At 37.0% G+C, this 26626-nt stretch carries 23 protein-coding genes; all 23 read left to right on the top strand.

The window, feature by feature from the left end; genetic code table 11:
• The first annotated feature begins 22 nt into the window (after positions 1 to 22).
• The 23 genes from HMPREF1135_RS08420 (at position 23) to rsmI (ending at position 26615) form a co-directional block, all read left to right on the top strand.
• On the top strand, positions 23 to 856 hold the full coding sequence (locus HMPREF1135_RS08420; protein ID WP_007594154.1) for a DUF364 domain-containing protein: 834 nt from the start codon (positions 23 to 25) through the stop codon (positions 854 to 856).
• 189 nt (positions 857 to 1045) lie between these two features.
• A complete protein-coding gene (locus HMPREF1135_RS08415; protein ID WP_007594153.1) occupies positions 1046 to 2353 on the top strand; it encodes an ATP-binding protein in 1308 nt (435 codons plus the stop codon).
• A gap of 19 nt (positions 2354 to 2372) precedes the next feature.
• Positions 2373 to 2795: a hypothetical protein gene (locus HMPREF1135_RS08410; RefSeq protein ID WP_007594152.1), complete on the top strand. Its 423-nt coding sequence runs from the start codon at positions 2373 to 2375 to the stop codon at positions 2793 to 2795.
• A gap of 168 nt (positions 2796 to 2963) precedes the next feature.
• Positions 2964 to 4610: a SulP family inorganic anion transporter gene (locus HMPREF1135_RS08405; RefSeq protein ID WP_007594151.1), complete on the top strand. Its 1647-nt coding sequence runs from the start codon at positions 2964 to 2966 to the stop codon at positions 4608 to 4610.
• A gap of 51 nt (positions 4611 to 4661) precedes the next feature.
• Positions 4662 to 5288 (top strand): lactate utilization protein, encoded by a 627-nt coding sequence (locus tag HMPREF1135_RS08400; RefSeq protein ID WP_007594149.1) that lies wholly within the window; start codon positions 4662 to 4664, stop codon positions 5286 to 5288.
• Positions 5289 to 5524: 236 nt separating this feature from the next.
• Positions 5525 to 6859, top strand: a complete 1335-nt coding sequence (locus HMPREF1135_RS08395; RefSeq protein ID WP_007594147.1) for an ABC transporter substrate-binding protein — start codon at positions 5525 to 5527, stop codon at positions 6857 to 6859.
• A 66-nt stretch (positions 6860 to 6925) separates the two neighbouring features.
• The gene (locus HMPREF1135_RS08390; protein WP_007594146.1) at positions 6926 to 7831 is read left to right on the top strand and encodes a carbohydrate ABC transporter permease; all 906 of its coding nucleotides are present in this window, start codon (positions 6926 to 6928) and stop codon (positions 7829 to 7831) included.
• Between the two features lie 8 nt (positions 7832 to 7839).
• Entirely contained in the window at positions 7840 to 8685 is an 846-nt protein-coding gene (locus tag HMPREF1135_RS08385) for a carbohydrate ABC transporter permease (RefSeq protein WP_007594145.1), read from the top strand.
• A gap of 31 nt (positions 8686 to 8716) precedes the next feature.
• Positions 8717 to 9700 carry a LacI family DNA-binding transcriptional regulator gene (locus tag HMPREF1135_RS08380; RefSeq protein ID WP_007594144.1) on the top strand — a complete coding sequence of 328 codons (984 nt, stop codon included), beginning with the start codon at positions 8717 to 8719 and terminating at the stop codon, positions 9698 to 9700.
• Between the two features lie 19 nt (positions 9701 to 9719).
• Positions 9720 to 11153: a glycoside hydrolase family 32 protein gene (locus HMPREF1135_RS08375; protein ID WP_007594143.1), complete on the top strand. Its 1434-nt coding sequence runs from the start codon at positions 9720 to 9722 to the stop codon at positions 11151 to 11153.
• An 85-nt stretch (positions 11154 to 11238) separates the two neighbouring features.
• Positions 11239 to 12573 (top strand): CAP domain-containing protein, encoded by a 1335-nt coding sequence (locus HMPREF1135_RS08370; RefSeq protein ID WP_007594141.1) that lies wholly within the window; start codon positions 11239 to 11241, stop codon positions 12571 to 12573.
• A gap of 118 nt (positions 12574 to 12691) precedes the next feature.
• Positions 12692 to 13513, top strand: a complete 822-nt coding sequence (locus tag HMPREF1135_RS08365) for a pyridoxamine kinase (RefSeq protein WP_007594139.1) — start codon at positions 12692 to 12694, stop codon at positions 13511 to 13513.
• Position 13514: 1 nt separating this feature from the next.
• Positions 13515 to 14060 (top strand): hypothetical protein, encoded by a 546-nt coding sequence (locus HMPREF1135_RS14175; RefSeq protein ID WP_007594138.1) that lies wholly within the window; start codon positions 13515 to 13517, stop codon positions 14058 to 14060.
• Positions 14061 to 14508: 448 nt separating this feature from the next.
• Positions 14509 to 15045 (top strand): ribosome hibernation-promoting factor, HPF/YfiA family, encoded by a 537-nt coding sequence (gene hpf, locus HMPREF1135_RS08355; RefSeq protein ID WP_007594137.1) that lies wholly within the window; start codon positions 14509 to 14511, stop codon positions 15043 to 15045.
• 214 nt (positions 15046 to 15259) lie between these two features.
• The gene (locus tag HMPREF1135_RS08350) at positions 15260 to 17854 is read left to right on the top strand and encodes a beta-glucosidase (RefSeq protein WP_007594136.1); all 2595 of its coding nucleotides are present in this window, start codon (positions 15260 to 15262) and stop codon (positions 17852 to 17854) included.
• 2 nt (positions 17855 to 17856) lie between these two features.
• Positions 17857 to 18366 (top strand): GtrA family protein, encoded by a 510-nt coding sequence (locus tag HMPREF1135_RS08345; protein ID WP_007594135.1) that lies wholly within the window; start codon positions 17857 to 17859, stop codon positions 18364 to 18366.
• A gap of 14 nt (positions 18367 to 18380) precedes the next feature.
• Positions 18381 to 21281, top strand: a complete 2901-nt coding sequence (locus tag HMPREF1135_RS08340) for a glycoside hydrolase family 3 N-terminal domain-containing protein (protein ID WP_007594134.1) — start codon at positions 18381 to 18383, stop codon at positions 21279 to 21281.
• Positions 21274 to 22650, top strand: a complete 1377-nt coding sequence (locus tag HMPREF1135_RS08335) for an aminotransferase class I/II-fold pyridoxal phosphate-dependent enzyme (RefSeq protein WP_007594133.1) — start codon at positions 21274 to 21276, stop codon at positions 22648 to 22650. Before HMPREF1135_RS08340 ends, HMPREF1135_RS08335 begins: the two co-directional genes overlap by 8 nt.
• Before the next feature lie 5 nt (positions 22651 to 22655).
• Positions 22656 to 23249 (top strand): guanylate kinase, encoded by a 594-nt coding sequence (locus tag HMPREF1135_RS08330; protein WP_007594131.1) that lies wholly within the window; start codon positions 22656 to 22658, stop codon positions 23247 to 23249.
• On the top strand, positions 23242 to 24213 hold the full coding sequence (holB, locus tag HMPREF1135_RS08325) for a DNA polymerase III subunit delta' (protein WP_007594129.1): 972 nt from the start codon (positions 23242 to 23244) through the stop codon (positions 24211 to 24213). Before HMPREF1135_RS08330 ends, holB begins: the two co-directional genes overlap by 8 nt.
• 9 nt (positions 24214 to 24222) lie before the next feature.
• Positions 24223 to 25032, top strand: a complete 810-nt coding sequence (locus tag HMPREF1135_RS08320) for a PSP1 domain-containing protein (RefSeq protein WP_007594127.1) — start codon at positions 24223 to 24225, stop codon at positions 25030 to 25032.
• A 4-nt stretch (positions 25033 to 25036) separates the two neighbouring features.
• Positions 25037 to 25783 (top strand): tRNA1(Val) (adenine(37)-N6)-methyltransferase, encoded by a 747-nt coding sequence (locus tag HMPREF1135_RS08315; RefSeq protein ID WP_007594126.1) that lies wholly within the window; start codon positions 25037 to 25039, stop codon positions 25781 to 25783.
• Positions 25773 to 26615 (top strand): 16S rRNA (cytidine(1402)-2'-O)-methyltransferase, encoded by an 843-nt coding sequence (gene rsmI, locus HMPREF1135_RS08310; RefSeq protein WP_007594125.1) that lies wholly within the window; start codon positions 25773 to 25775, stop codon positions 26613 to 26615. The genes HMPREF1135_RS08315 and rsmI overlap by 11 nt, the downstream gene beginning before the upstream one ends.
• Positions 26616 to 26626 lie beyond the last annotated feature (11 nt).

Genomic DNA, 26626 nt, shown 5'->3' with positions numbered 1-26626 from the left:
TTAGACGGAAAGGAATTAAAGTATGAATATATTATTACAGGAAAGTGCCGATATTTTAAAAGAGTATTTTGAAGAGAGACTGGATAAAATGGTAGTTGAAAGGGCGGTGTTCGGACTGTTCTTTTCAGGAGTAAAATTAAGTACAGGTCATGGAGGGCTTTGTTTTACTCCTGTTAAGGAGATTCCTGAGGCTGTATGCTGTCCAAGCTCCGCAAAGGCTATGCCTTTATCAGGTAAACTTGGCGGAAGGAGTGTAAAAAGTTATTTGGACGATCTTTCACATGCAAATATTCTCAGAAAGACATTGGCTATTGCAACACTTAATGCACTTTCGGCTTGTTACTGGGAAGAAAATAAGAATTTGGAGTATAAAATAGAGACAGATGTAGATTCTTTTGATGTTATGGAAATCCCTCAGGGTAAAAAAAGTGTTGTAATAGGTGCTTTGGTACCGATGCTTAAAAAGTTACTTGCAGCAGATGCCGATTTTAAAGTTCTGGAGATGGACTCATGTACTCTAAAGGGAAAGGAGCTGGAACATTTTGCACCTGCAAAGGATGCTGATTTGTATCTGCCGGATTCCGACCTTGATGTTATTACAGGTGTTACTATACTTAATGATACATTACCGGATTTACTGGCTATGTGTAAACCCGGTGCCGATGTTTTGGTTACAGGTCCTACAGCAGGTATGATACCTGATGCATTCTTTAAAAGAGGAGTGACTGTAATGGGCGGTATCTTGGTGACAAAACCTGATGAGCTGCTTGATGTTATAAGTGAGGGAGGCTCAGGTTATCATTTCTTCGGCAAGAGCGCCGAAAGAATAGTAATCTACAATAAGCAGGGAATGTAAAAAAAATTTAGATTTATAAGCAGAAAACGATTTTACAGCCTTAAAAGTGTAGTAAATTGCATTTTTATGGCCTTAAAAGTGTAATAAATTACATTTTTACGGCCTTAAAAATATTGACGAAATGCTTTTAAACCTCTAATATATAAAAAAGAGTATTTTTTTATAGAAGTATTTTGGGAGGTAGACCTTATGAAGCGTTTTGCACTTGAAAAACTTATAGAATGGAAGGATAAACAAAATAGAAAGCCTTTGATTATCAGAGGGGCAAGACAGGTTGGAAAAACCTGGCTGATGAAGGAGTTCGGAAGAACATGCTTTGAAAAAGTTGCTTATGTAAATTTTGATAATAATAAAAGGTTGGAGCAGGTATTTGATGGCGATATCAATATAGACAGGATTTTATTGGCAATCAGTATAGAAACAGGAGTTTCTATTGATGCAGAAAATACTTTATTGATATTTGATGAAGTACAAGAGGTACCAAAGGCTCTATCTTCATTGAAATACTTTTGTGAGAATGCACCGGAGTATGCAATAGTAGCAGCAGGTTCATTATTAGGCGTAGCTCTTCATAAAGGAACATCATTTCCTGTAGGCAAGGTTGACTTTATGGATCTTTACCCATTGACCTTTCTTGAGTTTTTATATGCTTTAGGTGAAGAACGTTTTGCAAATGTACTCCAAAGTGATGATACAGATATGATAACAATGTTTAAGACTAAATATATAGAAAGACTTCGTGAATACTACTATGTAGGTGGAATGCCTGAGGTTGCAAAAACTTATGTTGACAGTAAAGATTTTAAACAAGTGAGAGAAATACAGAAAAACCTTTTGAATTATTATCAACAAGACTTTTCAAAGCATGCAGAAGTTTCACTTGTTCCAAGACTGAATCTTGTGTGGGATTCTATTCCAATGCAGTTGGCAAAAGAAAATAAAAAATACATCTATGGACAAGTCAGAAAGGGTTCAAGAGCAAAGGACTTTGAACTTGCATTACAGTGGCTTTTAGATTGCGGGTTGATCCATAAGGTACAAAGAGTTGGAAAAGTAGCGCTTCCATTGAAAGCTTATCTTGACCTTGATGCATTTAAAGTGTATCTGCTTGATATCGGTTTGTTGATAGCTATGACAGATTTGAATGCTCAAGTGATTATTGACGGCAACAGAATTTTTACTGAATTTAAGGGAGCATTGACAGAGCAGTATGTTTTGCAGCAACTTATTGCATCGGAAGGTATAGAGCCTTATTATTATTCCGCATCTAATTCAGGTGGTGAGATAGATTTTATGATTCAAGGCAAAACATCTATAATTCCACTGGAGGTTAAGGCGGAAGAAAATTTGAGAGCAAAGAGTCTTAAAGCTTTTTGTGAAAAGTATCATCCAAAGTATGCTGTTCGTACATCTATGTCAGATTATCGTGAGCAGGATTGGATGACAAATATTCCTTTGTATAATATTTATAAAATTAGAGAATACGCAGATAAATAGAAATGAGGAGAGTAAAAATATGGGCTATACTAGGGAAAACTTTGAAGAGTGGATAATTCTTATACCTTTTAAAATGGAATATTTTACAGACACATTTGCTAAAGAAAATAACTTGAAACTTGACTACAGTATGGGGTCATTGGATGAACTGGAAAAATGGATCTTAGCTAATTATAAAGATGCCGAAGGGCTGATAAAAGATAAGAAAACGCTTGATTACTTGACAGTATATATTGGAGAGACTTTCAGAAAATATATAGGTGGTAAGTGGTTTATAGATTTGGAGAATAAAAAGAATGTATTCTATAGTATGCCTGTTTTAAAAAGTCCTGAATATAAGGGAGTTACATCCAAATCACCCTTGACATATGCGACAGCATGCATAAGCAGGAATAAGGGGGATTATATAAGTACAATCCTAAGGAATAATATGGAACATTAGATATATAATTTAAAACATATATGTATTTTTGACATAAGAATTTCAAGCTTATAATATGTTTGATTTTTGTATACATAAGTATTGTACACCATATTTTGTCTGTGCTATCATAAAATTACATAGTTCTAAGAGTAAATACTCAATTTTTTAGGACTTAAGGGAGGAAATGTGGACTTAAGTTATATAAGACCCAAGATTTTTGAAGCATTAAAAGGTTATACCGGAGAGCAGTTTGTAAAGGACTTGATTTCAGGTATCATAGTTGCAATTATTGCAATGCCGCTGTCGATAGCGCTGGCGATTGCATCAGGTGTAAATCCCGAGCAGGGGCTTTATACGGCAGTGGTTGCAGGATTTTTTATCTCATTTTTAGGTGGAAGTATAGTACAAATAGGTGGACCGACTGCGGCATTTGTTATAATAATCTATGGTATAGTGGCTCAGTATGGAATGGCAGGACTTACAGTTGCCACCATAATGGCAGGATTTATGCTGATACTTATGGGAATCTTTAGACTTGGAGATTTGATAAAGTTTATACCGAAGACTATTACGGTAGGATTCACCTTTGGAATTGCTGTGAGCATAGTGGCAGGACAGATAAAAGACTTTTTCGGACTTGATATGGGAGCGGTGCCGGCAGAATTTGTGGAGAAGATGATTGCTCTTTTTAAGAACTTTCACACATTAAATATCGCAACCTTTTTAATAGGTCTTTTGGCGCTTCTTATTCAGATATTCTGGCCAAAGGTATCAAAAAAGATTCCCGGCTCTTTGATTGCAATTATAATTACAACTCTAATTGTAAAGTTCGGAAATCTCCCTGTAAAAACTATAGGGGATTTATATACCATAAAAGCCGGACTTCCAAAGTTCAGTGTGCCTCATATATCACCTGAGCTTATCTCCTTGATGGTTTCACCGGCATTTACCATAGCAATATTGGCTGCCATAGAATCTCTTTTGTCCTGTGTGGTTTCAGACACAATGACGGAGAGTCACCACAGTCCCAATGCAGAGCTTATAGGACAGGGAGTCGGTAATATAATGTCGGCGCTTTTTGGAGGAATACCTGCTACAGGAGCTATTGCAAGAACCGCTGCAAATGTTAAAAACGGTGGAAGAACACCGATTGCAGGTATGATTCATGCAATTACACTTATGCTGATATTGTTATTCTTGATGCCATATGCATCTCTTATTCCTATGAGCTGTCTGGCTGCAATTCTTATTATAGTCGGCTACAATATGAGCGGATGGAGAAATGTGTTACATATAATAAAAACAGCGCCTAAAAGTGATATTGCGGTTTTATTGATTACTTTATTTTTAACGGTACTTTTTGACCTTGTAGTGGCTATAAAGTTCGGTATGATTCTTGCGGCATTTCTTTTCCTAAAGCGTATGTCCGATATTACAAATGTACGCCAATGGGTGGATAAATCAGACTCGGATGAGTATGCACTGAATTCCGACCTTAAGGCTGTACCTGAAAATACAATAGTCTATGAGATTTTCGGAGCATTATTTTTTGGTGCTACAAAAGATTTACTTAATATATCAAATGAAGCCGAAAAAAATGTACTGGTTCTTCGTATGAGAAATGTACCGGCAATGGATATTTCAGGACTTGAAGCTTTGGAAGAATTACTTGGGATTTGCAAAAAAAGAAATATGACTTTGATATTATCCCATGTAAATGAGCAACCGATGAAAGTAATGGAAAAGGCAGGATTTATAGAAAAAGCGGGAAGAGAAAACTTCTGTGAGAATATAGATAAGGCACTTGAGAGAGCAAGGACCTTGGATAAGTAGAAAAAATCAATGCTCAAATATATTGATTGAAATTAAGTAAGAGGAGAATATATGAACGAGAACTTAAAAAAGAGAAATGAAGTGTTGGCAGATACCGTAATCAAGGGTCTTAAATCCAGAAATATGACAGGGTATTATGCAAAGGATAAGGAAGAAGCACTTAAGATTGCTCTTGAGCTTATCCCTGAAAACAGTAAGATTGCAATGGGCGGATGTATGAGTGCGCATGAAATCGGTTTGATTTGTGCACTTGAGCATGGCAACTATAATTATATGGACAGAGCCAAAATGGAACCTAGAGAAGCTCTTTTGGCAGCTTACGATGCGGATATATTTCTTTCAAGCGCCAATGCTATGACAGATGACGGAGTGCTTGTAAATATTGACGGGAACTCAAACCGCGTATCATGTATCGCACAGGGACCGAAAAAGGTTGTGTTTATAGTGGGAATCAATAAGATATGTTCAGACATCGACAGTGCTATGAAGCGTGCCAGAAATGTTGCGGCTACAGCAAATACGCAGAGATTTGATATAAAGACTCCTTGCAAGATTACAGGAAAATGCTCAGACTGTAAATCACCTGATACTATCTGCTGCCAGTTTTTGGTAACAAGATACTCTCGTCACGAGGGAAGAATACATGTTATTTTGGTAAATGACAATCTGGGATTCTAAAAAAGAAAATCGGTATTAAAAATCCATACCGGAATTACAATAGATATATATGACTGATGACTACAGGTTATCAGTCTTTTTATTTTAGTGCAAAATAGACAAAGATAACTGTGAAATATTATATTGACATTTTTATTGTATATGATAAAATACATTTAAAGATATGGAACGCGTTCCACAAATGAGTTTCAGGAAAAAAAGTAGTATTTTATGTAAATATTTCAGGAGGTATATTCATGAAAAAAGTTTTGAGAACTTTAGGTGTTTTGGCACTTGGAGGTATGTTGGCGGCTTGCGGAAACAGTGCCGGTACAACAAAGCAGGCAGACTCAAGCAGTGCAGGTGATGGAAGCTCACAGGCTGCAGAAAGTAAGAGTGCAGACGGAGTTACCAACGTAACAATTTGGAGCCCTACAGATACGGCGGCTATCGAGGCATGGTGGGTAGAGAAGATCGATCAGTGGAACAAAGAAAATCCTGATATTCAGGTTAAGAGAGAAGCTATCGACAGAGCCGATTCATATGCATATGAGAACAAGATTACTACAGCTACCACATCCGGAAATCTTCCTGATATTTTGTATGTAGACGGACCTATGGTTTCATACTATGCGGCAAACGGAATCACAGTTCCTCTTGACAGCTACTTTACTGCGGATGATTTAAAGGACTTTATGCCAAGTACTGTTCAGGCTGATACATATGACGGAAAGCTTTATGCAATAGCTCCAACAGAGTCTTCAGTTGCACTGTTCTACAATAAGGATTATCTTGATAAGGCCGGAATAGAATATCCTTCAGACACAGATATAAAGAAAGCATGGACATGGAGTCAGTTCCTTGACAATGCAAAGAAGCTTACAACAGATGATTATGTAGGAACAAATATAATCATGGATAAGGGCGAGGGAATCATTTATGCTCTCGGACAGTTCTTTACAGAGGGCGGAGCCGAGTTTGTAAATGAAGACGGTTCAAAAGCTGACGGATATGTAAACTCTGATGCAAGTATAAAGACAGCAGAGTATTTAAACGAGTTTATAAAGAACGGTTATGCAAATCTTGATCCTGTAAAGGATGAGTTCCTTAACGGAAAAGCTGCTACATTACTTGGCGGTTCATGGAATATTGCAGATCTTGAGAAGTCAAATCTTAACTGGGGAGTATCATATTTCCCTGTAGCCGATGACGGCAAGGCCGCATCACCGACAGGTGACTGGGCTGCAGCTATTACAAGAGATTCAAAGAATCCTGATGCTGCAGGAAAGTTCTTACAGTGGGCAATGAACAGTGACAATATTGCATCTTATGCAAGTGCGGTTGCCAAGCCTGCATCAAGAACATCATCTTATGAGAAGATGGAAGGCTGGGACAGCGGTGCAAGAGCTCTTATGAAGTGGCAGTTACAAAATACAGGTGTTTCAAGACCTAGAACACCTTCATACTCAGTACTTTCAACTGATTTCTCAACAGCTATGTTAAATATCTTTGCCGGAGCGGATGCAAAGGAAGAGCTTGATAATGTAGCTAAGAACTTTGATGAAAATTACGAGATGTATTATAAGAAATAATTTTTAATAACGGTATGGTTTGAAAGGCTTGGCAAATTGCCAGGCCTTTTGTAGAAAGGATGTAATATGGCTACATTACAAAGAGTAAATAAGAAAGGCAAAAAAGAATACAGTGACAATCTTGCGGGATTTATAATGTCGTCACCGGCTATTATTCTTTTGGTTGCCTTTTTGATAATTCCTATAATATATACTATATACTACTCATTTTTCACATATCAGGTGGTGCGTCCGGACAATATAAAATTCAATGCAATAGGTAATTATGTAAAACTGTTTCATGATGAGAATTTCTATGTGGCATTGAAAAACACAGTGTATTTTACGGTGATAGTTGTGCCGGTACAGTGTACATTGGCATTGGTACTTGCACTGATGGTATCAAGTAAGAAAAAAGGTGTAGCTATATTCAGAACACTTTATTACAGTCCTCAGATAACTTCAATGGTAATTATCGCTGTACTCTGGACAATTCTTTATAATTCCAATGCCAATACAGGACTTATAAATGCCTTTTTAAAGAGTATAGGTATGCAGCCTATTGATTTTTTAAATAATCCGAAGACTGCCATGAATTCAATAATATTTATGTCGGCATGGCAGGGTGCAGGTTATCAGATGATGATTTTTATTGCAGGATTAAATGCAATACCTACAGAGCAGTATGAAGCCGCAAGTGTGGACGGAGCAGACTGGTTTGCAAAACTTATATATGTGACTATACCGGGACTTATAAATACAATTAAGTATGTACTTATGATAACACTGATACAGGCTATGAAGCTCTTTACCCAGCCGTATATTATGACAAAGGGCGGACCGAGAAATGCAACAAAAACACTGGTTTTCTATATCTATGAACAGGGCTTTCAGAAAGGAAACTTCGGTTATGCCTGCAGTATAGCCACAGTATTCTTCATTATAGTTGTTGCATTGTCAATTATAGTTAAAAAGATAAGCAAGACAAATTAGGAGGGATTATGAATAATAAGAAGATAAATAAAGTGCTTGGTAATGTTATTTTTTATCTTGGAAATATTATAGTAGGTCTTATATTTGTATCTCCACTTTTGTGGATGCTTGCTTCATCGTTTAAGCCTGAACTTGAGATATTTTCAAATCTGAACTCATTGTCTACATTTATTCCGAAGAACTTTACTTTGGCGAATTATGCAGAAGTATTTCAAAGAATAAAAGTATTTACCATATTAAAAAATACATTGATCTATATAGGCATTGTACTTATAGGTGATTTGCTTTTAGGGTCCATGTTCGGTTATGCACTTGCTAAGATGAAATACAGATTCAGAGGAATAAGTCTTACCATTGTAATAGCACTCATGTCAATGCCTGTAGAGGCAATAATTTTACCATTATACATAGAAATGGCTCAGTTAAACTGGGTGAACACAATGCTCGGACTTACAATTCCTTTTATGATGAATTGTTTTTCAATTTACATGTTCTATTCATACTTTATAGGAATTCCCGATGAGCTTATAGAAGCTGCCAAGGTGGACGGTTGCGGGCCTATAAGAACATATTTTAAAATAATTATGCCGATTTCAAAGACTGTTTTCGCAACGGTACTTATACTTGATTTCGTATCAAGATGGAATGACTTTATGTGGCCTTTCCTTATAACTACAGGAGAAGAAAAGAGAACGGTACAGCTTGCGGTACAGATATTTGTAGGAGTAAGCCCTATACATTACGGTGTTATTATGGCGGTTCTTACATTTGCATCCATACCTATGATACTTATGTATATATTTATGCAAAAATTCTACGTAGAAGGTATTGCATCTACAGGAATAAAAGGTTAGATTAACTGTAGTAATTTAGGCGGAGGGGTATATGTCGAGTATACAAGAGGTTGCTAAAAAAGCCGGAGTAGGAGTGGGTACTGTTTCCAGAGTAATAAATGACAGCGGATATGTTTCCGAAAAAACCAGAAAAAAAGTTGAAGAAGTAATTGAAGAGTTAAATTATAAACCGAATGAGCTTGCCAGAAATTTGTTCAGAAACAGGACAAATATAGTTGCGGTAATCACACCGGCTATAGGTAACCCATATTATGCTACACTTTACAGTGAAGTGGAAAAAAGGCTTAGAAAATACGGCTATAAAACAATGCTTTGCAATACTATAGGTGAAGCGACAAATGAAGAGGCTTATCTTGAGATGCTTGAGAGAAATATGGTGGACGGAATAATAACCGGTACACATACTTTGGATTACAGCAGTTATAAAAAGATAAAAGGACCGATTGTAGGATTTGATACTCCGAAACTCAATGATGATATTTTGATTGTAACTGTAGATCATGAGAAGGGTGGAATTCTTGCGGCAAAAGCGTTGATAGAGAGTGGATGCAAGGAAGTTTTGCAATTTACCGATGCGACTACAAAAAATTATCCTTTTATAAAGAGGCATAAGGCATTTGCAAAAGAAATAAAAAAAGCAGGGATTATATGTCGTGAGTATAAACCTAATATGGATAATTTTGAAGAAAAATTCATTCAGGAAAATATAGAGGAAGCTTTCAGCATGTATCCTAATGTGGACGGTGTTTTTGCAACGGATACCCATGCCTTATTATATATGAAAAAGGCTTTGAGTATGGGAAAGAGAGTGCCACAGGATTTAAAAGTGGTTGCATACGACGGAACCTTCATATTAAATACGGCATATCCGAGCCCAAGTGCTATAGTACAGCCTATCGATAAATTGGCAAAGGTTGCTGTTGACAGTCTGCATGCCATTATAAACGGTGAGAAGGTGGACAGAAAGACAAAGGTACTTGATATAGAATTCAGACAGGGCATGACTACAAATTAGAAAGACAAGTGGTAATAATATGAACAACAAAGAAAAAGCAAATGAATATTTCAGAGAGAACAAATCAACAATAAAAGATAGTGAAAGACCGGTCTATCATTTTACTCCGAATATGGGATGGATGAACGATCCGAACGGTTTTTCGTTCTTTGACGGTGAATATCATTTGTTTTATCAATATAACCCATATGATATAAAATGGGGTCCGATGCACTGGGGACATGCAAAGAGCAAAGATTTTGTAAACTGGGACAGATTACCTGTAGCATTGGCACCGGATGATGAAATAATGGGACAGTGCTTCTCCGGTACGGCACTTTGTGACGGAGATAAACATATACTTATTTATACAGTACATAATGACGGAAAAGAGGAGCAGGCTGTAGAAATCGGTGACGGTGTGGATTACAAGAGTATATCTAAAGAGTCTGTTATAAGGGTGGAACATTTACCGAAGGGATTTAGCGGTATAGACTTTAGGGATCCCAAAATTTGGAAGGAAGACGGCATATATTATTGTATAGTAAGTGCAAAGAATGAAAGAGGACTTGGCAGTATATTGCTCTTTGCTTCAAATAATCTGATTGACTGGGAATATAAGAATATTCTTTTTGAAAACAACGGTGATTACGGCAAGATGTGGGAGTGTCCGGATTTCTTTAAACTTAATGATAAGTATATATTGGTAGTCTCGGTAATGGAGATGCAGGCAAAGGGCAGAGAATACTTTAACGGACATCAGGTGTTGTATTTTATAGGTGATTATGACAAGAAAAATTATAGATTTGAACCGATTGATAATGCAAGAACTTTGGATTTCGGGTTTGACTATTACGCACCTCAAAGTCTGAGTGTTAATGAGAGAACACTTTCGGTTGCATGGCTGCATGATTGGGGAAATGATTTAACTCCTGACGGAGCAAAATGGTGTGGGCAGATGACCTACCCAAGGGAGCTTGAATTAAGGAAAAATATTATTTATCAAATGCCTGCAAAAGAGCTTGAAAAACATTATACAAACGAGTATAAAACAAGCTTTTGTTTGGAGAAGGATTATAAATTTCAAGATACAGAGTTAAATTCAAGAGTTGCAAGACTTGATTTGGATATTGAAAAGATTGATGCAAAGGAATGTATTATATATTTGGCGTCAGATCATAGATACAATTCTTTTATAAAGATAAATTTTAAAAAGAAAACTTTGAAGTTCTCAAGAAGATTTTCAGGGCTGATTAAGGATGCTGTTGATGAGAGAAAGATAGATGTGGATATCAAGTCCGGAAAGTTAAGTCTAAGTATATTACTTGACAGATTCAGCGTAGAGATATTTGTAAACGGTGGAAAAGAGGTGTTAAGTTCAAGAATCTATACTCCTGCCGAGGCAAATGAAATCAGTTTTATTGCCGATGGTGAAGTAAGGATAGATGCCTGCAAAAGAGATATAGTGGAATAATTTATTATACTTGAATATACAGAAACAAAAATGTTAATATATAACATAATAGTATTAAAGCCACTTTATAATGTTGGAGGTGTTTATGAATTTATTCAAAAGGTTAATGTGTTCCGTATCGGCAGTGGCGGTTTCAGCTTTTTTAGTGATACCTGTTATGGCTGCAAATGAAGCACAGTGGAAGAGGAATGATAAGGGATGGTGGTATGAAGAGGCGGACGGTTCATACCCTACAAATGCATGGAAGCTTATTAAGGATAAATGGTATTATTTTGACGGTATAGGCTATATGGTTGAAAACCGTTGGATAGGAAATTATTATCTCGGTGCTGACGGAGCTATGCTTGTAAATACTTCTACACCGGACGGCTACTATGTGGATGCCACAGGTAAATGGGTGGAAGGAGTAAGAAATACAGTTAATATAAGTAAAACAAGCGGATCAGGCACAAAGAGAAGCTCTTCAGTTGCCGGAAGCTCAAGGAGCGGAGGCTCCGGTGGTTCAGGCGGAAGCAGAAGAAGCGGCGGAGGCTCAGGCGGAAGCGGAAGAAGCAGCGGCGGTTCAGGCGGAAGCGGAAGAAGCGGCGGAGGCTCAGGTGGAAGCGGAAGAACCGGCAGAGGCGGAAGCGGTTCAGGTTCTTCATCGGGTAGTGGTGTAGGAACTGCAGGTACAACGGGAAATACAACAGCTTCAAATAACACAGCTTCAAACAATACTGCGGTAAACAATAATAATACAACACATTCAGTAAATAATAATGTTACCGTTCCTTCAGGAAACAACACTGTGGTGATACCTTCAGGAAATACCGGAAATAATACGGTAACGACTCCAAATACAACAACTCCGGCAGTTTCTACTCAGGAGACCCAGATAATTGAAGCATTAAAGGCAATGGGACTGACTGAGAAAGAGGCAAAGCTTTACTATAAGATCAATGCATATAGAGAAAGCCTTGGATTACCGAAGTTGTCATTCTCAAAATCTCTTACAGAAGTTGCAAGAGCACATGTACGTGATTCAAATACATACACACCTGAGAATCAGGTAGATTCCAGAGGTGAGCAGGGAAATCTTCACAGCTGGTCAGGAAACGGAAGTTGGACACGTTTAGTTTACACGGATGATCACCACTATGGAAACGGTATGTGGAGTAAGCCAAGAGAAATCACCAATTACACAGGAAACGGATATGAGATTTCTGCCAAATACAGTGGTATGATAAGCCCTGAGACAGCACTCAATCTTTGGAAGAATTCTCCGGGACATAATCAGGTAATGTCTACGCAGGGAATGTGGTCTGATTTAAAAACCATGGGTGTTTCAATAGACGGACATTATGCACATGTGTGGTTCGGCAGTGATGCGGATCCTGACGGATACTATGATGTAGCTAACTATGATGTAATTCATCCATAATAAAAATTAAAATACCTTTATGATTGTAGACAGGCTTTTCGCTGATGCGGAAGGTCTGTTTTTAAATATTAAAAGTATGATATAATCAGCATAGTTATTAAAAAAAGGAGACACAGGTATGAACAAAAATAAACAGATACTTCTTATTAATGATTTGGCAGGATATGGTAAAGTGGCACTTTCAGCTATGATGCCTATATTTTCAAATATGGGGTTTGAGATATTTACGCTTCCTACAGCATTGGTATCTAATACTCTTGATTACGGTAAGTTTGAAATTCTTGATACTAAGGATTATATTCTAAATACTGTAAATGTATGGGAGCAGCTTGGATTTACATTTGAATCTATAGCCCTCGGATTTATAGCTTCTGATGAAGAGGCAAGTGTTTTGGCGGATTTTTGTGCCAAGCAAAAAGAAAAAGGAAGTTTTATATTTGTGGATCCTATAATGGGAGATGACGGAAGCCTTTATAACGGTATATCAAAAGATGCTATAGAAAGTCGTAGAAAATTACTGAAATTTGCGGACCTTATAAAGCCTAATTATACAGAAGCCTGCCTTCTTACGGAAATGGAGTATAAAGACAGAGGGATTACAAATGAAGAAGAAGAACAATTACTTAGGAAATTGAGCGGAGAAAATAATGCTTCTGTGATTATTACCTCCGTACCCTTTAATGATAAGAAATGCTGTGTCGGATTTGACAGTAAAAATGGGACGAGCTTCAGAATTGAATATGATGAGATAGATGTTCGTTTTCCTGGAACCGGAGATATATTCTCGGCTATTTTGGTAGGAGATATATTGAACGGAAAATCACTTCCGGATGCAACATCACATTCAATGGAAGTTGTAAAGAAAATGATTGAATTAAATATAGATAAGGCAGATAAGTATCGTGGTATACCGGTGGAACAGTATTTGGAATTAATATAGTATGAATATATTTGATGAAGTAGATGAAAATCTGTTCAGACCTCTGACAGGCACAAATAAAAGAAAATATGTAGATATTCTTGCTCTTATTTGGGAAAAGTGCAAGCGAATGCCTATGTATGCTATAGAAAAAAGTACAATATTTGATATGGCGGAGGAATATCTCTTGGGACTTGATGAGAAGGTTGAACCGGATATGGAAGAGCAGGAATATACAAGTGGAAATATAGCAGATATGAGGACTATTTCCGGAAGCTTTTTAAAATATATTCCATGTTTGAACATATATCGAAACAAGGCAGCCCTTATGAGGGAGTCTGAAAAGAAGCTAGTTAAATCCGGAAACAGAAATGCAATGCAAATAGATATAAAAAAGAATTATCCGGCATATGTAGACAGATATGATCACAATGCGTATAAGGATATGATTGAGAAAAACAGAGAAAATCTTAAAGAGTATTCAGAGGTATTGGATTTTATGCTTTTAAATAATTGTAAGGTGGAGCAGGAGTCATTAAGGGCTGTACGATTACTTGAAAACAGTTAAAATATTACTTTAAATAAAAGTAGTATATAATTTTGCTGTCAAGTCTGAATTCTTAGATTTAAGAAGAAACAGCAAAGTGCATAAATTTTATGTTTTAAAAGACTTGTCAACATTATCCACATTTTTATCCACAAAAATAGTGGGTTTTACAGGTCTTAGAAAGCTGTTAAATAGGCTGTTTTCAAGTTATAAACGAAGTTATCCACAATTTAAGTATTTTATCCCCATAGAGTAAAGACTGCATTTGAGATAAATTTGTAGATTTTATGAGCTAAAATATATAAAAGTGCAATTTTGCTCGGAAAATACAATTGGATAAAAATTTAATAAAAATCATATTAGTTGAAAAATTTAATCAAATTGACAATACAATTATAAATTTAAATTGAATTTTTGTTGACAAAGTGGTATACTATAGACAAATAAAAAAGAAAAGGAGCTTATACATATGCGTTATACAATTACTGGAAGAAATATTGAAATTACTGATGGTTTGAAGAAGGCGGTAGAGGAGAAGCTTCAGAAATTAGAAAAGTATTTTACAGCTGAGACAGAGGCAAGAATTACATTAAGTGTGCAAAAGGAAGCACATAAGATCGAGGTTACCATTCCTACAAAGCAGGGGCTTATAAGAGCCGAGGAAGTCAGCCAAGATATGTATGTCAGCATAGATAAAGTTCAAGACATAATAGAAAAGCAGATTAAAAAGTTTAAAAATAAGCTTATAGATAAAAAACAGGCTGCAATGTCATTCTCGGATTTCTTTATAAACGATGAAGCTGCCTATGGAGAGGATGAAGACGAGATAAAAATCGTAAAGACAAAGCGATTCAGTATCAAGCCTATGGATCCTGAAGAGGCATGTTTGCAGATGGAACTTTTGGGACATGATTTCTATGTTTTCAGAAATGCAATCAGCGATGAGGTGTGCGTAGTTTATAAGAGAAAAGACGGAAAATACGGTATTATAGAGCCGGAAGTTTAAATTGGTTGCTAAGCTATTTTCCTTTTTAGCTTTTCAAACATACAATAGTTACAGGGAGTCTTAAGACTCCCTGTTTTTGTATAAAAAAATATTTTGAAAACATACACAACTTTTTTAATATATACTATAATATAGACGGGTGTTGAGGTAAATTTATTTGTTGAATTTACCATGATGTGGAAAGAGCGGAAATGAGTTTTCTATAAGGAGGAGAATGAGGCATAGAGATATTATTGAAAAAATGACATTAGAGGAAAAGTGTGCCTATCTTTCAGGTAAAAATGCTTGGGATACGAGGTCGTTTTCTTCTATAGGGGTTGATGTTCTTCACCATGCTGACGGACCTACAGGTGTAAGAAAACAGGCGGGAAAAGGTGACCATCTCGGATTGAATGCTTCCGTACCTGCAACATGTTTTCCGACTGCGGCTACTTTGGCAAACAGCTGGGATGTAAGGCTTCTTGAAAAAGTGGGAGAAGGACTGGGGCTTGAAGCGGCGGCAGAGGATGTAAATGTACTTTTAGGACCGGGAATAAATATCAAGAGAAATCCGCTGTGCGGAAGAAATTTTGAGTACTATTCTGAGGATCCGTATCTTAGCGGAAAACTTGCGGCTGCTATGATAAAGGGGATACAAAGTAACGGGATAGCCGCCTGTGTAAAGCATTTTGCTGTAAATTCGCAGGAGCTTCGCAGAATGGCCATGGACTCGGTACTTGATGAGAGAACACTTAGAGAAATCTATATCACCGCCTTTGAAATAGCTATAAAAGAGGGCAAACCGAAATCTTTAATGACAAGTTACAATATGGTCAACGGGGTATATGCCAATGAGAATGAGCACCTTCTTATGGAAATTCTAAGAAAAGATATCGGATTTGACGGTATGGTGGTTACCGATTGGGGAGCTTCTAATGACCATGCTTTAGGAGTAAAGAACGGTTCAAGCCTTGAAATGCCGGCTCCGGGACTTGACAGTGCAAGAGAGCTTATAGAGGCATTAAAGACCGGTAAGATAAGTGAAAGTGATATTGATGCAAGAGTGGATGAGTTGATAGATATCACATTGTCAACAAAGAATAAAAAAAAGCCTGATGATAGGGCAAAGATGTTTGAAGATAATAATGCACTTGCAAGAGAAGCTGCAAGAAAAAGTATTGTTCTTTTAAAGAATGAGGAAAACATTTTGCCGCTTGATAAGAGTAAAAAGGTAGCGATTATCGGTGACTTTGCTTTTAGTCCGAGATATCAGGGAGCGGGATCTTCCATGGTGAATGCAACAATAGTGGAGGATGCACAAAAGATTATAAAGAAGCTTGATCTTGATTCCGAAAAAGAGAAAAAGATTGAGTCTGCCATAGGAAATATTGAGGAAAAGCTTGAAAAATTGGATATTAATCCGACATATGAGGGAGCAGGGATTACGAATGTAAATGCGACCAATGTTGATACTGTGGAAAAAGTTATATCACAGTTTGATTTAAATATAATCGGTATGGCGCATGGTTATTCAAGAGCGGATAAAGAGGATGAGTCCCTTGTAAATGAGGCCATAGAGCTTGCAAAGCAGGCGGATATTGTACTTTATTTCTTCGGGCTTAATGAGGCGAGTGAATCGGAAGGACTTGACAGAACTCATCTTGGAATTCCAAACAATCAGATAACATTACTGGAAAAGCTTTCAAAGGCCAATGATAATATAGTCGGTGTAATCAGTGCCGGCTCATGTATTGAAATGCCTTGGGAAAATAATTTAAAGGGAATATTACACGGATATCTCTTCGGTCAGGCAGGTATGGGTGCTGTATTTGAACTGTTAAACGGTGAGTACAGTCCAAGTGGCAAGCTTTCTGAAAGTATTGTAAAAAAGTATGAGGATGTTCCGAATATAAGGTATTATCCTTCAAAAGAGAGGACTTCGGAATATAGAGAGAGTATATTTGTAGGCTACAGATATTTTACTACAGCAAGTGTACCTGTAATGTATCCTTTCGGATATGGACTTTCCTATACGGAATTTAAGTACAGTGATATGGAAGCAGACAGAGATAAGGTGAGCTTTTATATTGAAAATACGGGTAAGTTTGCAGGTGAGGAGATTGCACAGCTTTATATAGGATTGAAGGAGTCGAATATATTCAGGTCAAAGTTTGAATTAAAGGGATTTGAAAAGGTATATTTAAATCCGGGTGAAAGGAAAAAAGTTACTATTTTATTTGATGATAAATCATTCAGGTTTTATAATGTAGCGACAAATGCCTTTGAGATTGAGAGCGGAGAATATGATATATATATCGGAAGCAGTTGTGTAGATATCAGATTGCAGTCTGAAGTAAGTGTTGAAGGTAATGCAACAGTTTTTCCTTATAATAAGAATGATTTGCCTTCATACTTTGAAGGAAATGTAGAAAATGTAAGTGATGAAGAGTACAGAACTTTGCTTGGAAGGGAAATACCTGACGGACGCTGGAACGGTGAACTTGGTATCAATGATGCATTATGTCAAATGTATTATGCAAAAAGCTTTATTGCAAGACATGCCTATAAGGTGCTTGATAAAAGGCTGAAAAAGTCGCTTGAAGCAGGAGTACCGGATCTTAATACTCTTTTCCAGTTTAATATGCCTTTTAGAGCTATCGGAAAGATGAGCAACGGACAGGTAAGTATGGAGATGGTGGATGCCATATTACTGTTGGTAAACGGACGTTTTTTTAAGGGGCTTACAGGTATTATAAAGGGGTATTTCAAAAACAGAAAGGCCAATAAGATATATAAGGAAAAGTTTCTTCAAAGAGAAGATAGAGAGTAGTTATGAATGTAGTAAAAGAATGGATAGAAGCGCATCCGAATCTATGGGAGTTTATTAAATTTAATATTCTCTCAAATGTGGCAACGATTGTAAATTTTATAGTTATGTGGATCGGAACGGCTACATTTACAGGTTTTGGATGGCATCATATGCCGTTTAAATTTTTGATTTTTAATTATGCGGAAAATATTGAGCAAAATCTTGGAATGGCAGGTTTTTTAAGTTTTCTTGTGGCTACCGCACTTGCTCAGACTGTAAATTTCTTCGTTCAAAAACAGTTTGTATTTAAGTCTAATGCGGCATTTAAGGATGCTATACCGAAATATATTATGCTTGCCTGTGCATTGATCATTATTTCTGCGGCACTGCCTGCATACTCACAGAAATTTTTCAGAGATATAGGGGTTGGTGCAAGTCTTGTACCTACACTGGCTAATGCGGTAAATATCATTGTTCAGGTGGTTATCAGCTATCCGACAATGAAATACATTGTAATGCCGGAGAAAAAATAAATAGGAGGAGTATTATGTTAGCTGTTAATATGGCGGATGTAATAAGTGTTATCAAATCTATAGCTCCACATCTTGTGGCTATAGTGACACTTTTTGTGGCGGCCCTTGTGGTCATGTTTATCACAAGAAAGGAGAAGCCTGCACGTAAGAATCTTACAAGATCGGCTTCATGGCTTGTTTTCGGACTGGGAACACTTTTAAGTATCAATCTTATGATAAACGGTCCTTTAAAGACTATGATAACACTTGCTACAGGAAGGGGAGTTATAACCGAACAGTCTTTAAATGAGGCAAAGTCTTTAGGTGAGGAAATTTCAAGTGAGGGTATTGTACTTTTAAAGAATGACTCAACACTTCCACTTCAAAAGGGGTCAAAACTCAATCTCTTCGGGTGGTCGTCAACCAATCCTCTATACGGAGGTACAGGTTCGGGAGGACTTAACGATTCATTCCCTACGGTATCACTTATTGAAGGATTACAGAATGCGGGATTTGAGGTAAATGAGGAACTTGTAAAATTTTATACGGATTTCAGGCAGACAAGGCCTACAGTAGGAATGTGGGGCCAGGACTGGACCATACCTGAGCCTTCAATTGAACAATATAACGAGGCAAATATTCTTGATAATGCAAGAAATTATTCCGATAAAGCGGTAGTCGTTATTGCAAGATCCGGCGGTGAGGGCGCAGATTTGCCGAGAAGCCTTGATCCAAGTGTTGAAGATACATTTGTGGACGGAGGTACTTTCGGGTCAAAGGGTATCAGATACAGTGATCAAAAGGATGATCTGGATGCCGATAAGAGCTATTTGGAACTTTCAAACAGAGAAACAGCAATGCTTGATGCGGTAAATAAGAAGTTTAAAAACATTGTTGTAATCATAAACGCTTCAAATCCTATGGAACTTGGTTTTGTAAATGAATATGAGAATATAACAAGTGTGGTTTGGTGCCCGGGAGCAGGACAGACAGGATTTAATGCCCTTGGCAAGATTCTTGACGGAGAGGTAAATCCTTCAGGTAAGACAAGCGATATTTTTGTATATGACTTAAAAACAACACCAAGCTATAATAACTTCGGAGATTTCCGTTATACAAACATGGATGAGTTTGCCGTAGAGGACAGAGGAGTATCATATAACCCGAGTTTTGTAAACTACGCTGAAGGTATTTATGTAGGATACAGATTCTATGAGACTGCAGCTAAAGAAGGTGCTATAAATTATGCCGGATATGTACAGTATCCGTTCGGTTACGGACTTTCTTATACCAACTTCACAAAGGAAATGGGAGAGATAGTTGCAAATAACGGTAAGATAAGTATCGATGTCTTGGTGACAAATACGGGAAATGTTGCAGGAAAAGATGTTGTACAGTTATACTTTAATCCGCCTTATACAAACGGAGGTATTGAAAAGGCAAGTACAAATCTTGTAGGCTTTGCCAAAACAAAGCTTTTACAACCGGGTGAGAGTGAGACTGTAAAGATTACTTTTGCGGTTGAAGATATGGCTTCATTTGATGAAAAAATCAAAAAGGCTTATGTACTTGAAAAGGGTGTGTATGAAATCAGCTTACAGGAAGATTCTCATAATATACTTGATACAAGAACATTCCCTCTTGAAGATGATATAGTTTATGGTGATACAAATAAGAGAAGCAGTGATGATACTGTTGCTACAAGTAAGCTTGACGATATGAGAGGCGATTTTACAGTCCTTTCAAGAAAGGATAAATTTGCAAATCTTGAGGAAGCAACAAAGGCACCTACAAATTTTGTGCTTCCGGCAGATAAAAAGGCTGAATTCTTAAATAACAGTAATTATGACGGCAAAAAATTTGATATTGAATCAGATGAGATGCCGAAGACAGATGCAAATAATAAAATAAAACTTGCGGATCTTCGAGGACTTGACTATGATGATGAGGCATGGGATAGTCTTCTGGACAACATGAGCTTTGATGATATGTCAAAACTTGTAGCTTTGGGAGGATATCAGACCACAACAATAGGAAAAATAGGTAAAGTGCAGACAGTTGACTGTGACGGACCTTCTTCAATAAACAATAACTTTACAAAGAAGGGTTCAATAGGACTTCCTGCAACTATAATGCTTGCAAACACCTTCAATACGGACCTTGCACATTCATTCGGAGACAGTATCGGTAAAATGGCGGATGAGATGGAAGTTTCAGGCTGGTATGCACCGGCTATGAATACACATAGAAGTGCATTTGCAGGAAGAAACTTTGAGTATTTCTCGGAAGATCCTTTGCTTGCAGGAAAGATTGCTTCAGAGGCTGTAAAGGGAGCCGAAGAACATGGAGTATATGCATATATTAAGCATTTTGCTCTAAATGATCAGGAGACCAACAGAAACTATCAGCTCATGACTTGGGCCGATGAGCAAACTGTAAGAGAGATATATCTTCGTCCTTTTGAAATATGTGTAAAAGACGGAAAAGCAAAAGCTGTAATGAGCTCATTCAACCACTACGGAATAACACCTGCAGCCGCTTCAAATGAAGTTCTCAATAAGATTCTAAGAGATGAGTGGGGCTTTAGAGGTATGGTACTTACCGATTATTTCGGCGCAGGCGGATATGGTTATATGAATGCCGACAGATATATTAGAAACGGTAATGATTTCTGCCTAACAGCAATTGATACAGGTTATAATTATGTAAAGGATAAGAGCGCTACAGCAGTGATTGCACTCAGAAAAGCATCACATAATATATTGTATACAACTGTAAACAGTAGGGCATATGCACCTGAAAACCTGAACTTAGGTATGATGGGATGGCAGATTGCGACTATAGTGATAGATATTATATGTATAGTAGCGGCTGTACTTTTAGCTTTGAAGGCTTGGAAAAACTACGTAGCAAGAAAAGATACAGATAATGAATAAAAATTTTTTAGCATATAAATTAAAAGAATATGTCAGCTCCGGTATATTGCCTATGCATATGCCGGGGCATAAAAGAAGAGCGCCCAAAGAAATAGAAGAGATGATGACAGATATCTACGGTATGGACTTGACGGAGGTAGAGGGCACCGATAATTTACATGATGCCACAGGCATTATAAAAGACTCTATGGAGTTTACAAAAAATATATATAAAACTAATAAAACATACTACTTAATAAATGGTTCAAGCTGTGGTATACTTGCGAGTATAAGAGCCTGTGCATTTACAGGTGATTATAAAAATAAAAAATCATATATAATAGTAGCGGATAATGCACACTTTAGTGTATATAATGCTATTGAATTGTTAGATTTGATACCAATATATGTGAATATAGGGTATAATGATTTAGGCATTGCAAAAGAATGTGATGCAAAGAGTGTGAAAGCGCTTTTAGAAGCAAATAAGGAAAAAAATATAGTGGCAGCTCTGTTTACTTCACCTACATATGAGGGAGTTGTATCCGATATACAAGTGATTGCAAAAACTTTGCATGAGTATAATATCCCGGTTATAGTGGATGAAGCACATGGTGCCCACCTTACTTATATAGAAAAAACAACAGAAAAATACGCCGATTTGATAAATGCATATGATATGGAGTTTCCTTCATCGGCAGTAAGTTTGGGAGCGGATATTGTGGTACAAAGTCTGCATAAAACATTGCCTTCACTTACTCAAACGGCACTTTGTCATTTAAAGTCAAAGCTTATTGATGAAAAATGCCTGGAAGAGTCACTCCATATATTTGAAACCAGCTCGCCTTCATATGTTTTTATGTCAGGTATTGATGCCTGTATAAGGTATATGAGTGAAAGTTCTGCATATGTATCTCAGTATTTAAAGAGTCTGAAAGACTTCAGAGAAAAAGTTTCAAGCTGTAAAAGTATTCATTTATGGGAGGAAAATACAGGACTTGGATATGACTTTACAAAGCTTGTAATTTACTCCGATAATATTGACGGGGTTACATTGGCAAATATACTCAGAGAATCCTACAATATTGAAACTGAGATGAGCAGACCGGGATTTGTACTGGCTTACAGTACGGTTTGTGACGGCGAAGATGATTTTGACAGGCTTTATAGGGCCTTAAGTGATATTGATAAAAATTTCGTTTATATAGAACATGAGTCTACATCAAATCTTGATGAAAAATATCTAAATAAGATTGCGAAAAAAAACATATATATATATCCGCCCGGTGTGCCGGTTATAAAGAAGGGGGATATAATAGATCGAGCCGGTTTTGAGTTGTTGCAAGAATATATTAAAAGAGGAAAAAGGGTCTATGGACTGGACCCATAAGTAAAATGGGAAAAATTTATTATGTAATGGGAAAGAGTGCATCCGGAAAAGATACTATCTTTAAAAGACTGTATAAGGAGTGCCCGAGAACAAAGAGACTTATAACATATACCACAAGACCTATAAGGGACGGGGAAGAAAATGGTGTTGATTACCATTTTGTAGAGGAATCCGTTATAGAAGAATATAGAAAACAGGGTAAGCTTATAGAGATGAGGACCTATAATACAGTTAAAGGTCCGTGGATATATGCAACTATTGATGACGGATCATTGCATCTGGAAAGTAAAAACTATCTTATAATAGGAACTCTGGATTCTTATAAAAAAATAAAAGAGTACTATGGTGCGGAAAATGTCGTACCTATATTTATAGAGCTCAGTGACGGTATCAGACTGCAGAGAGCTATAAACAGAGAGATGGTGCAATCAGAGCCACAGTATGCCGAGCTTTGCAGAAGATTTTTGGCGGATGAGGAGGATTTCTCACCTATGAGACTTGAAGCTGCCGGAATCACAAAAAAGTATGTCAATGAAGATTTAAATAAGTGCATACTGGAAATAAAAAAAGATATGGGAATAAAGATACAGGATGAGTGATTTTATTCTTGGAAATGAAAAGATAAGGCATCATTTAAGGGAGTCAATAATAAAAAAGTCGATATCACATGCATATATCCTTGCAGGGGACAAGGGGATAGGAAAGTCTAAAATTGCAAGAGAGTTTGCTATGGAACTTATATGTGAGAAGCATACAGGATGTGGAGAGTGTCCTGCATGCAGGCAGTTTTTGGCGGATGCATACCCCGACTTTTTTTATATGGATGCCGATGGCAAAGAAAGTATCGGAATCGACAGGATTCGAGAAAATATAGTTAATGATGTTTCAATCAGACCGTATCATGGAAAAGTAAAGATATATATAATAGACGAGGCGGATAAGATGACTGTGGGGGCGCAGAATGCACTGTTAAAGACTATAGAAGAGCCGCCCGAGTATGTAGTTATCTTACTTTTGGTAAGAAATATGAGTTTACTTCTTGAAACAATAAGGAGTAGATGTATAAAACTTTTGTTGAGTGCGGTAAGTAATGACAGAATAAAGAGTTGGCTTGTTGAAAAGGGTATAAGTGAAGATGTGGCTACTGTGGTAGCTTCGTATTCAAACGGTGCACCCGGTATTGCAAAAGTAATGGCTGAATCTGAGGATTTTGCCGGTATGTATAATCAAAATGTAGAGTTTTTGAAAAAGATTTCAGAAGCATCTATAAATGATATACTTTTATTTATAGAAGAATTGAAAAAAAGAACCGGAGGATTTAAGGATTTTATAAATTTTCTAAGACTCTGGTATAGAGATATATGTATCTTAAAGCTTACAAAAAAGATAGATAAACTTGTATTTATAAGGGAGGAAAGCATTATACTAAGGCTTTCCAGAGAATATACACTTAAAAAGATTAACAGTATAATAGACTTAATAGATGAAACGGAGACTAGGCTAAACTCCAATGTAAGCGGAGATACGGTGATGGAATTGCTTTTTATTGGCCTTAGAAAATAGGAGAAAAAGATGAGAGTAATAGGCGTTAGGTTTAGAGATGTAGGTAACATCTGCTACTATGATCCTGATGATATTGATATAGATGTAAATGATAGAGTAATAGTGGAGACTGATAGGGGCATTGAATGCGGCAGAGTCATATTGGGTGCAAGAGAATTAAGTGAAGCTTATGATAACCCTCTAAAAAAGATAATAAGAAAGGCAAGTCCTGAGGATATTTGTATCTGTGAGGAAAACTGCAAGAAGGAAAAAGAGGCTTTTGATATTTGCAAGTCAAAGATTATTGAACTTAATTTGCCTATGAAACTAATTTCTGCAGAGTATACATTTGATAATGCAAAGGTTTTATTTTATTTTACCGCAGAATGCAGAGTTGACTTCAGAGAGCTGGTAAAGATACTTGCATCTATTTTCAGAGTAAGAATAGAACTCAGACAGGTAGGAGTAAGAGATGAAACCAAGATGGTAGGCGGCATGGGTTCATGTGGAAGAGCGCTTTGCTGTCACAGTTATCTGTCCGACTTTGTACCTGTGTCCATAAAGATGGCAAAGGAACAAAGCCTGTCTTTAAATCCTGCAAAAATCAGCGGTGTATGTGGAAGATTGATGTGTTGTTTGAAAAACGAATCCGATACATATGAGTATTTAAATAAAAAGATGCCGAGAGAAGGTGTTACGGTTTCCACACCTGCCGGAGAGACCGGTGTGATAGTTTCAACCAGTGTACTAAGGCAGACTGTAAAAGTGCTTGTTACAAAATCAGAGGATGCAAAGGAAATTGAAGAGTATTCTTTAAAAGAGATAAGGATACAAGCTTAAAATCATGAAAGATGAATTGATAAGGGAAGAATCGGGAGAGAGACTTGACGATTTGCAATGTGAGAATCTCTTCCTTATACAAAATCCGGACAAATTTTGCTTCGGTATAGATGCGGTGCTTTTGGCAAATTTTGTTAAAGTAAAAAGAGGCGGTTATGCTGTGGACCTTTGTACTGGAAGCGGCATTGTACCGGTGCTTCTGAGTGCGAAAACTCAGGCAAAAAAAATAACAGGTATTGAAATACAGGAATATATTGCCGATATGGCAAATAGGAGTGTAAAGTACAATTCTCTGGAAGAAAAAATTGATATTATAAATGATGATATTGCCAATGCTTTAAAATATATAAAGCATGGCAGTGTGGATACCGTCAGTGTGAATCCGCCATATATGAAGGATACAACAGCTATAAAAAATCCCGATTTACCGCTTGCAATAGCAAGGCATGAACTTCTTACAGATCTTGATAAAGTGGTGGAGATTGCAGGTAAGCTGTTAAAAGAAAACGGTAAGTTTTTTATGATACACAGGCCGAGTAGGCTTTCTGAAATATTTGCCGCATTAAAGAAAAACAGAATAGAACCTAAGAAAATAAGATTTGTACATCCCTATATGGAAAGTAAGGCAAATCTTGTTTTGATAGAGGGGGTAAAAGGATCCGGAGTATGGCTGGATGTGGAGCCGCCTTTGGCAGTTTATAAGGATAAAAATGTATATACGGATGAGGTGCTTAGAATATATGGCAGGTAAAATATATCTGGTGGCTACACCTATAGGAAATCTTTCCGATATCAGTATGAGGGCGATAGAAACATTGAAAAATGCAGATATTATTGCCTGTGAAGATACAAGAAATACTATTAGGCTTTTGAATCATTTTGAAATAAAAGGACATTTGACCTCATACCATGAATATAATAAAATAGATAAGGCATATGAGCTTTGTGAAAAAGTAAAAGAAGGTAAGAATATTGCCTTTGTTTCAGATGCAGGAATGCCTGCAATATCAGACCCGGGTTATGAGCTGGTGGAAATCGCATATAAAGAGGGACTGGAGGTTACCGTTGTTCCGGGAGCCAGTGCGGTAGTATCTGCGCTTGCAATAAGCGGTATAAGTTCAAGAAGGTTTGCCTTTGAAGGATTTTTGCCTGCGGATAAGAATGAGAAAAAGGAAATACTGACTGAACTTTCACAGGAAAGCAGAACTCTTATTTTATATGAAGCGCCACATAGATTGCTAAAGACCTTAAAGGAACTCTTTGAGTATATGGGGAATAGAAATATTGCCATAGTAAGAGAAATTACAAAGTTGCATGAAGAGGTTTTAAGAGGAAAACTGGCGGATATAATAGCTGATTATGAGTCTGAAAAGATTGCAATCAGAGGCGAATATGTACTGGTGATAGAGGGGAAGAGCCTTTTGGAGAAGAGGGAAGAGAGACAAAAGTCCTTTGAAGAAATCAGTATCAGAGAGCATTATGAAAAATATATAGCCGAGGGCATGGACAAAAAAGAGGCAATGAAGGCAGTGGCAAAAGATAGAGGAATACAAAAGAGAGATGTTTATAAGGAACTCTTGTAAATATAAGGAGG

The sequence above is a fragment of the Lachnoanaerobaculum sp. OBRC5-5 genome, assembly GCF_000296385.1.
Lineage (GTDB): Bacteria > Bacillota > Clostridia > Lachnospirales > Lachnospiraceae > Lachnoanaerobaculum.
The sequence above is the reverse complement of the archived record's forward strand: the minus strand, read 5'-3'. Positions and strand labels throughout refer to the sequence as shown.